A 7,657-nucleotide genomic window follows, 5' to 3' on the forward strand; every position below is an offset into this window, starting at 1 on the left:
CTCGGAGCTGATCTGGTAATCCTTAAGGTCGTTCAGACGCCTCTCGATCTCATCCTCATCGCCCATGGAAACCCACACATCTGTGTAAAGTATATCTGCACCCTTTGCAGCCTCGAGTGGGTCATTGGTAATGGTAATATCACCTCCAAGCTCTATGGCCTGCTTAACGATCTTCTCATCTGGCTCATAGCCCGGCGGGCAGGCCACTACCATCTGCATGCCCACAATTGCACAACCCAGGATAGCTGAATTGCACACATTGTTGCCATCACCTACCCACACATACTTCAATCCCTTGAAATGATTCTTATATTCCCTGATGGTAAGCAGGTCAGAAAGGATCTGGCATGGATGTTCCACATCCGAAAGAGCATTGATCACCGGTACGGAAGAATGGGCAGCTATTTCAAGGATAGTACTATGCTTGTTCACCCTTGCAGTGATACAGTGCACATATCGGGAAAGAACAACAGCAGTATCAGCTATAGTCTCTCCACGTCCGATCTGCAGGTCCTTGGAAGACAGGAAGATGGACTGCCCGCCCAGATCAGCCATGGATACCTCAAAGGAGACCCTGGTACGGGTGGACGACTTTTCAAACAGCATGGCCAGAGTCCTGTTCTTCAAAAGGTCTGTGAGCTTCCCACGAGTACGCTTTTCTTTCAGAACCTCTGCCATGTCAAGCAGTTCAGTGACCTCATCATGGGTGAGGTCTGCGAAGGAAATGAGATGCTTCATACAATCAACCCATGTTTATTATCTGTGGGGATCATAATTTACCCCTTATTTCTTTCATATGATCGATACGTTTCTGGATAAGTGAAGCAGTACCTATATCCCTTCTGGAATGCAGGTCTCCGATAATATTATCGAGTGCTTCCTGAGCTTTCTTCTCTGCTTTGGCAATGGAATCCGCAATCCCTACAACAGCTATTGCGCGGGAACCTGTAGTGTAGATCTTACTGTCCACTTCGTACACGCTTGCATAGAATACAAGTGCATCACCTACGTCCCCTACAGATACCTCCTTATCCTTAGAAGGATTGTCAGGATATCCGGCAGGCACTGCATACTTGCACACTGTTGCCTTTTTACTGAACTTCACTGACAGTTTGTCAAGAGTTCCATTCACCACAGCAGACATAACATCCACTATATCCGTCTCCAGAAGAGGCAGTACGTTCATAGCCTCCGGATCACCGAACCTGGCATTGAACTCTATTACCCGCGGACCATTCTTTGTGATCATGAACTGGCCATAAAGTACACCCTTGTACTTCACACCAGTCTCTGCGTAGAGCTCTTTTACCGTGTGCTGCATGATACGTTTTGCCTGCTCCACATCTTCTGCACACAGGAAAGGCAGGACCTCTCCGGCATTAGTGTAAGCACCCATCCCTCCGGTATTGGGGCCCAGGTCATTTTCAAAGGCTCTCTTGTGGTCCTGCACCGTAGGCGAGAACGCAAGGTGGTCACCATCAACAAAAGCCTGCAATGTGAATTCTTCACCGACAAGGTTCTCTTCTACTACCACACTTCCTGACCCAAGAAGCTGAGCAGCATATTCCTGAGCATCCTTGAGAGTGGGAAGTTGGTCGCCCATAACCTTTACACCTTTACCACCGGTAAGGCCTGCTGGCTTTATCGCTACGTTGCCGAGCTTTGCAATGAAATCGAACATCGGTTCTTTTTCAGTAAACACCTCGAATACAGGGCAACCTGCGATTGCATGCTTTCTCATGAAGTTCCTTGCCCATGCTTTATCGAACTCTATCTGGGCCACTGCTTTCCTTGGACCAACAACACCGATACCTACATCTGCCAGCGCATCTGCAAGCCCGGCTGCAAGAGGAGCCTCTGGCCCAATGAAAGCAAGATCAATGTTATTGGCAGTTGCATAAGCAACAACCTTCTTTACATCGGTTTCCTTTTCCAGGAGGAAATCCTGACAAAGCCCGGCAATGCCGGGATTCTTCTTTGCCATCACAGCAAAAATGACATGATCTTTTCTGCTTTGTGCAATTGCTGCCGCGATCGCATGTTCTCTTCCTCCGCCACCGATAACTAGAACGTTCATTTACAAAACCTCGTCAATTAAAAACTCTTTTGAATATTGAAGTGATATTCTCCAATTGTTACCTGATCATCACATTGAACATAGTTGATATTTATTTAGTATTAGATCCCTTGGACCATAGTTAAGATAGATGGCACTAAATACTACGGACTCTTTCTCATATTCAGATAAATAATTTACTTATTTTTTCTACCTTGCTCAACCTTTCATTGGATAAGATCACTGGCACCTACAAGAGGAATAAGCTTCACACCCAGTGCTGCAAGGCTCTGCTGAGCCCCTTCCTCACGGTCAACCACAGTGATAACAGTATCCACAATACCGCCCGCTCCGCGGATAGCAGCTATTGCATCCTTTACTGATCCACCGCTGGTAGTTACATCCTCTATCAGGATCACACGCGATCCTTCCTTGAGATCGCCTATAAAACGACCTCCTGTTCCATATCCCTTTTCTTCTTTACGAACGATCAAAAGTGGAAGGCCTGATCTAAGCGAAACTGCCGTTGCAAGAGGAACGCCACCTAAAGCTACGCCACCAACCATATCCACTTCATCATTAAGTATCAGAGAAGCTGCCTGTTCTGCTATCACTGTAAGAGTAGCTGGATCGGTACTTGCTTTTTTAATATCTACATAGTATTTGCTCTTCTTGCCTGAAGCAAGAGTAAAATCACCAAATTTCACAGCCCCGCACTTCTTAAGGGCAGTTATAAGGAGAGATTTTCTGTCATTTTCTATATTCATCCGGATCACCATGATCAATAAATACATGGAAGACTTTACCAGGGCTCTTTCTTCACCCCGATCAGATAACCGATAACATTCGTTGTAAGGTGGAGCAGTGGAGAGATGACCAATACAGCGATCATAACATTCCGGGTAAAATTCATTATGAACCACCCGGTACAGGACAGATATGTAAATATCCATGCACCCAGTACAAAATCAAGCTGGTCCACAAGTGGTAATGAAGCTCCCCTTTGCATTCCAAGCCTGCGTTTAAAGAAACTCTTGAACATATCACCAAAAAGGGAACCGGAGGCAAGGGACAAAAGGACCACCATAGTTGAAGATCCGCTGCCTGAAAAGGAGGGGAAGGAAATATCCAGCAATTCCGATACGGGAATGAGCAAGGCAGTCTGCAGTAAGCCCAGGAGCACACCGCACACGATACCGGCGAACAGACCTCTGTAAGTCTTACCATCGCCTAAAATTCGCCTGCCATCCTTCATGACCCTGCCCCCATCTATCGGACGCCCACCGCCAAACACCGCAGCCATTGAATTAGGGATATAAGCAGGCAACATCAGCCAGAGAGCTATGATCACTGTTTCTATCGTACTACCAACCCATTTACAGTTTTTATAGTTCCTCAGAGATATGCATTATCCGTATTTAAGGTACCGAAAGTGTGGCATTGGAAGTATATAATCTGATGCATCCATATGATGCAACTACAATACAGTGCCACTGTAATGCAACATCCTATACCTATCCTATATTCTATATATAGGGTGAGCATACATGCAGATTCACAATGAGAGATCAGCAATGACAGAAAAAGAGAGCCTTTTCACAACTAAAAACGCCATATTTGCCGCTGTAATAGCATTTATCCTGCTTGCAATGGTAATAATGACCGGCATGGTGACACCTCTTCTTGCCAAGATCCTCAGTGACACAGAGCTTTCTTTGGGGTCCGATTACTTCAATCCCAGAACTGCCCTGCCTACCGTATTACTGGTAATAATACTTACTATATGCTTACTGGTAAGTTCCGTCACACCCCGCAAGGCATTGATGGCAACTGCTGCGTTTCTGCTACTAGTAGTGTCTGTTGTAGCCATATCCCCTTTTTCAAATACATCTGTTGATGTAACTGTAGCCCTCATGATACCGGCTTTGATAGCCACAGCCTACAAAATATGGCTGACGGCCAAGAATAAGAAAGGCTACGGAAAATACAGGGGGTTTTCTGCTCATCTGATCCATCTGGGAATACTATGCATCCTGCTTGGTGTGGTGCTTAGTTCCAATATGAAAGTTGAGGATTCGGCAGTATATGATACCGGGAAAATGGGAGCCGGGAATTTACAGGACTATAATCTGAAGATCACTTCAATGGCATCACGGTTCGAAGGGGAACCATACCAGGAACATCAGGCATCTTCCTACATCACCCGGATAGATTTCGACATATATGATCAGAACAGATATGCCAGAAGCGGCAGTGTGGAATATATCACTGATCACAAATGGGGACAGACCTACACCACGACATACATCCACAGGGGTTTGACAGAAGAACTGTTCATTGCTCCCAGAGCCCTTGATGAAGAAACCGGAGAGGTTGATATGTATGTTCGTGTCGTTCCTTTCATAAACCTTCTCTGGGGAGGCATATACATGATGGTGCTGGGCATCATTGCGCTGCTTATCGTGGAACATCGCAACCCCCGTGAGAGCACCACAATAGTGCAGTTATCAGGGAGAGAAAAGGACATAGCTTTCTTTGAAAAACGATATGAAAAAATAATGGAGCAGGAGATCAGGAAACTTCGTTCCGCAAAAAGCAGGGGAGGGCGCAAATGAATCTTGGAATGATCTTTATATGGTTGTCCCTTGTGACAGCTTTAGGTGCTGTGCTTTCCGGGTATATGGAACATCGGAAGAGCAACACCTCTGTTGGTACACTTTCACGTAAACTGGAAATATCATGCTTGGTGCTAGCAGGATCCTCAATGCTGTTGCTGATGTACCACCTCTACAACGTCAACGCCTCATATTCATACGTTTTCGAGCATTCCAGCACTGATCTTGAGTGGTATTACAGGCTATCGGCTTTGTGGGCAGGCCAGGAAGGATCCATGCTATTGTGGGCTGTTTCAATACTGGCTATTCTCGGGATAGTAGAGCACACCCATGCTTCCAGACTTTCAGGGACCACATTGATGCAGACAACACGCCTTATATCATTGTCTGTTGTATGCGTGTTCCTGGGATTGCTGGTATTGAAGAATCCGTTTTCAGCATATCATGTGCTTTCCGGAAGCAGTGTTGAGGTCACTAACTGGGATCCGTTCGTGCAGATGTATGATGTTCCTTACGGCCAGGGAATGAATCCGCTGCTGCGTAACCCCTGGATGGCAGTGCACCCGCCCATGCTGTTCCTTGGATATGCTGCTTTCACAATACCTTTTGCTGCTGCAATAGGCAACTTGCTGACACATGATAAAAGATGGGAAGCCATTGCCACGAACTGGATGAGGATCTCCTGGCTGTTCCTCACATTGGGCATAGGACTTGGCGGTTTCTGGGCCTATGAAGTCCTCGGATGGGGAGCATGGTTCTGGAGCTGGGACCCGGTAGAAACGTCATCACTGCTGCCCTGGATAACCGCAACAGCATACCTGCATGCACAGCTACGTTACAGACAAGGAGAATACGGGTTTGTTGCACCTTTGCTTGCAGTGACCTCTTTTATAATGGTGGTGTTCGCAACCTTTGTCACCAGAAGCGGTATGTGGACCTCTGTACATTCCTGGCAGGATTTCACTGCCGAAAGTGCCATTATAGCAGTATTTTTAAGTGTACTGATACTATCGAGTACATTCCTGCTTGCAAAGAGATATTTTGAAGAAGATTGAAGAACCGCCAGAAATGAGTATCTGAAAGGTCAATTATTGGCATTCAGTGATAGGCTTGGTGCTTTCACCAAGCCTGTAGGCTTACTTTGTAATGGCTTTTGATAAGAAATTTGGAAAATGTACAAGTATGCAGGAAGTTATGGGGTTCTGGACTGAGACCTTCAGTCGTGCCGCGGGGGAAGGTCTCAGAGATAGATAAATTGTAGAATAATTTAGGATTCAAAATATAGTCCCAATGGATGTAAAATGTATATTTTATTCACATCAGTAGGTAACAACTTTAATAATACTTCATTAACTGCTTTCTGCATTTCGCCGAACACATTTTTGTTGTCCTCGGCTTTTGTGTTTGCATCAATTATGTTAGTAATATACCCAATATAATGAAATGAGCCTCCATATTTTAAACCGAGAAGGTTTGGATTATCACGGAAGCATTTATCTTCGAGAGGCATTAAAAAACCCTTTGAAGATAATGCCATTCTGTTGTAAGGTATTATTGCTTTTATTGCTCCAATAATTTTTTCGACAAAAATATATTGTTCATTCATTTGATAGATCTCTTCAGTGACCCTCTTTTTAATCTCGGCTTCATTCTTTCGCTTCTGTTCACTAGACATTTTTTCCATAGACCTTTTTTCTTGCTCAATTTTTGCAGAATTAAGAATTTCTTTTTCTTGAGTATCTTTTAAAAATGAAATAACTGAGTTTTCTTTAAAAAAGCTCTCAAGATACTCAAAATCTATTATTTGCAAGCTATCTTCATCTTTTATAAAAGAACCAGCCTTCATTTCAGAAGGATTAAATTTATTAGTGGATTCTAAATGTGATACCAAATTATCAAATATAAAATCATGCAACCTTTTGTTATGGATTTCCCTAAACAATTCATTCTCTGAATTTCTCTTTGATTGCATATCCTCTCCAGCGACAGCACCTCCTATTTTCGTACCAAACACATTTATACCACCTTCAACGTTTCCTTTTACACTTTCACTTTTCTCTATTTCATCCCCATGTCCTCTTTCCTGGGATATCTGAAATGAGTCATCAATTCCATGAGAAATCTGTGCCACCAAAGATTCTATCCGTTCTTTATCAAAATAAATATACTGTTTCATTGTTTACTTCACCTCTATATATAAAAACTCTCAAAAGTGAGGAATGGGATAAGTATTTACTTCAAGCTTAGACACGTATGCTATATCCAGCCCTTTTGATAGCAGATATTCGGCTCTGGAACGTCTGAAGCTGTGACATCCGAGCTTCTAATCGACTCCTGCCTTCTCCACTATTCTGTTTATAACTTTACAGACCTGTGACCTGTTTGCCCTTATTACTGAACATAAGAGAATGGTTTTTGTAAGATAAAGGCTTGCTGAAACCGGTCAACCTTCTGTGAAAGGCTTTGCCCTCAGCTCCCCATTCTCCAGGACCAGTTGTTCTATCCTGCTCTCGGCTTTTGAAAGTTTCTGGCTGCAGACACGTGCGAACTTCATTCCCTGCTCAAATGTTTCAAGGCTTTCATCCAGAGTCAGATTTCCCTTTTCCAGTTTCTCGACCAGCCCTTCCAGCTTTTCAAGCGCATTTTCAAAGCTTAAACTCTCAACGATGCCTTCTTCATTAGGACTTGCATCCATCTTTTTCCTCCTGCCTGCCATGTTCGACCTCAACCTTTTCTATAACATCACAAATTATAGTGCCGTCAGTGACCCTTAGATCAAGCCTGGAGCCTGCATGTACGGCACCGATACTCTTGACAACGACCTCATGGGACATTGCTATGCAGTATCCTCTTTCCAGAGTATTGAGCGGATTCACCGCATTCATACGGCCTGCCAGCACCTTAAGCAGCATTTCTCTGGACCCAAGGTCATATTTAACATCCTTTTCCATAGCTGTGACCAGCTCATCAATTCTTTGATAGCGCT

The 7,657-nt window shown here is 44.2% G+C and carries 9 protein-coding genes; 2 read left to right on the top strand and 7 right to left on the bottom strand.

Annotated features, from left to right (window positions below):
- The 4 genes from argF to ACCM36_RS04430 all read right to left on the bottom strand — a co-directional run.
- The coding region (gene argF / locus ACCM36_RS04415; protein ID WP_370572526.1) for an ornithine carbamoyltransferase at positions 1 to 738 on the bottom strand (738 nt) is incomplete at its 3' end.
- A 31-nt stretch (positions 739 to 769) separates the two neighbouring features.
- Positions 770 to 2,077: a phosphoribosylamine--glycine ligase gene (gene purD, locus ACCM36_RS04420; protein ID WP_370572527.1), complete on the bottom strand. Its 1,308-nt coding sequence runs from the start codon at positions 2,075 to 2,077 to the stop codon at positions 770 to 772.
- A gap of 206 nt (positions 2,078 to 2,283) precedes the next feature.
- A complete protein-coding gene (pyrE, locus tag ACCM36_RS04425) occupies positions 2,284 to 2,823 on the bottom strand; it encodes an orotate phosphoribosyltransferase (protein WP_370572528.1) in 540 nt (179 codons plus the stop codon).
- 35 nt (positions 2,824 to 2,858) lie between these two features.
- Positions 2,859 to 3,386 carry a CDP-2,3-bis-(O-geranylgeranyl)-sn-glycerol synthase gene (locus ACCM36_RS04430; RefSeq protein WP_370572535.1) on the bottom strand — a complete coding sequence of 176 codons (528 nt, stop codon included), beginning with the start codon at positions 3,384 to 3,386 and terminating at the stop codon, positions 2,859 to 2,861.
- Positions 3,387 to 3,603: 217 nt separating this feature from the next.
- Between ACCM36_RS04430 and ACCM36_RS04435 the strand changes: the two genes are divergently transcribed.
- On the top strand, positions 3,604 to 4,671 hold the full coding sequence (locus ACCM36_RS04435; protein WP_370572529.1) for a cytochrome c-type biogenesis CcmF C-terminal domain-containing protein: 1,068 nt from the start codon (positions 3,604 to 3,606) through the stop codon (positions 4,669 to 4,671).
- Complete coding sequence (gene ccsA / locus ACCM36_RS04440) at positions 4,668 to 5,726, top strand: cytochrome c biogenesis protein CcsA (protein WP_370572530.1); 1,059 nt, start codon at positions 4,668 to 4,670, stop codon at positions 5,724 to 5,726. Before ACCM36_RS04435 ends, ccsA begins: the two co-directional genes overlap by 4 nt.
- A gap of 212 nt (positions 5,727 to 5,938) precedes the next feature.
- On the opposite strand, the gene ACCM36_RS04445 is transcribed toward ccsA, so the two are convergent.
- The 3 genes from ACCM36_RS04445 to ACCM36_RS04455 form a co-directional block, all read right to left on the bottom strand.
- Positions 5,939 to 6,847, bottom strand: coding sequence for a hypothetical protein (locus ACCM36_RS04445; protein ID WP_370572531.1), 909 nt, complete (start codon positions 6,845 to 6,847; stop codon positions 5,939 to 5,941).
- A gap of 267 nt (positions 6,848 to 7,114) precedes the next feature.
- Positions 7,115 to 7,366, bottom strand: coding sequence for an exodeoxyribonuclease VII small subunit (locus ACCM36_RS04450; protein ID WP_370572532.1), 252 nt, complete (start codon positions 7,364 to 7,366; stop codon positions 7,115 to 7,117).
- A partial coding sequence (locus ACCM36_RS04455) for an exodeoxyribonuclease VII large subunit (RefSeq protein ID WP_370572533.1) occupies positions 7,350 to 7,657 on the bottom strand: 308 nt, incomplete at its 5' end. The genes ACCM36_RS04450 and ACCM36_RS04455, both read right to left, overlap by 17 nt.

Origin of the sequence: Methanomethylovorans sp. (assembly GCF_041305605.1) — an archaeon.
GTDB lineage: Archaea > Halobacteriota > Methanosarcinia > Methanosarcinales > Methanosarcinaceae > Methanomethylovorans.

What these genes read in the sequence shown, in the direction of transcription:
- purD (WP_370572527.1), bottom strand. Translation starts at nt 2,077, where the DNA reads ATGAACGTTCTAGTTATCGGTGGCGGAGGAAGAGAACATGCGATCGCG.
- pyrE (WP_370572528.1), bottom strand. Translation starts at nt 2,823, where the DNA reads ATGAATATAGAAAATGACAGAAAATCTCTCCTTATAACTGCCCTTAAG.
- ACCM36_RS04430 (WP_370572535.1), bottom strand. Translation starts at nt 3,386, where the DNA reads ATGTTGCCTGCTTATATCCCTAATTCAATGGCTGCGGTGTTTGGCGGT.
- ACCM36_RS04435 (WP_370572529.1), top strand. Translation starts at nt 3,604, where the DNA reads ATGCAGATTCACAATGAGAGATCAGCAATGACAGAAAAAGAGAGCCTT.
- ccsA (WP_370572530.1), top strand. Translation starts at nt 4,668, where the DNA reads ATGAATCTTGGAATGATCTTTATATGGTTGTCCCTTGTGACAGCTTTA.
- ACCM36_RS04445 (WP_370572531.1), bottom strand. Translation starts at nt 6,847, where the DNA reads ATGAAACAGTATATTTATTTTGATAAAGAACGGATAGAATCTTTGGTG.
- ACCM36_RS04450 (WP_370572532.1), bottom strand. Translation starts at nt 7,366, where the DNA reads ATGGATGCAAGTCCTAATGAAGAAGGCATCGTTGAGAGTTTAAGCTTT.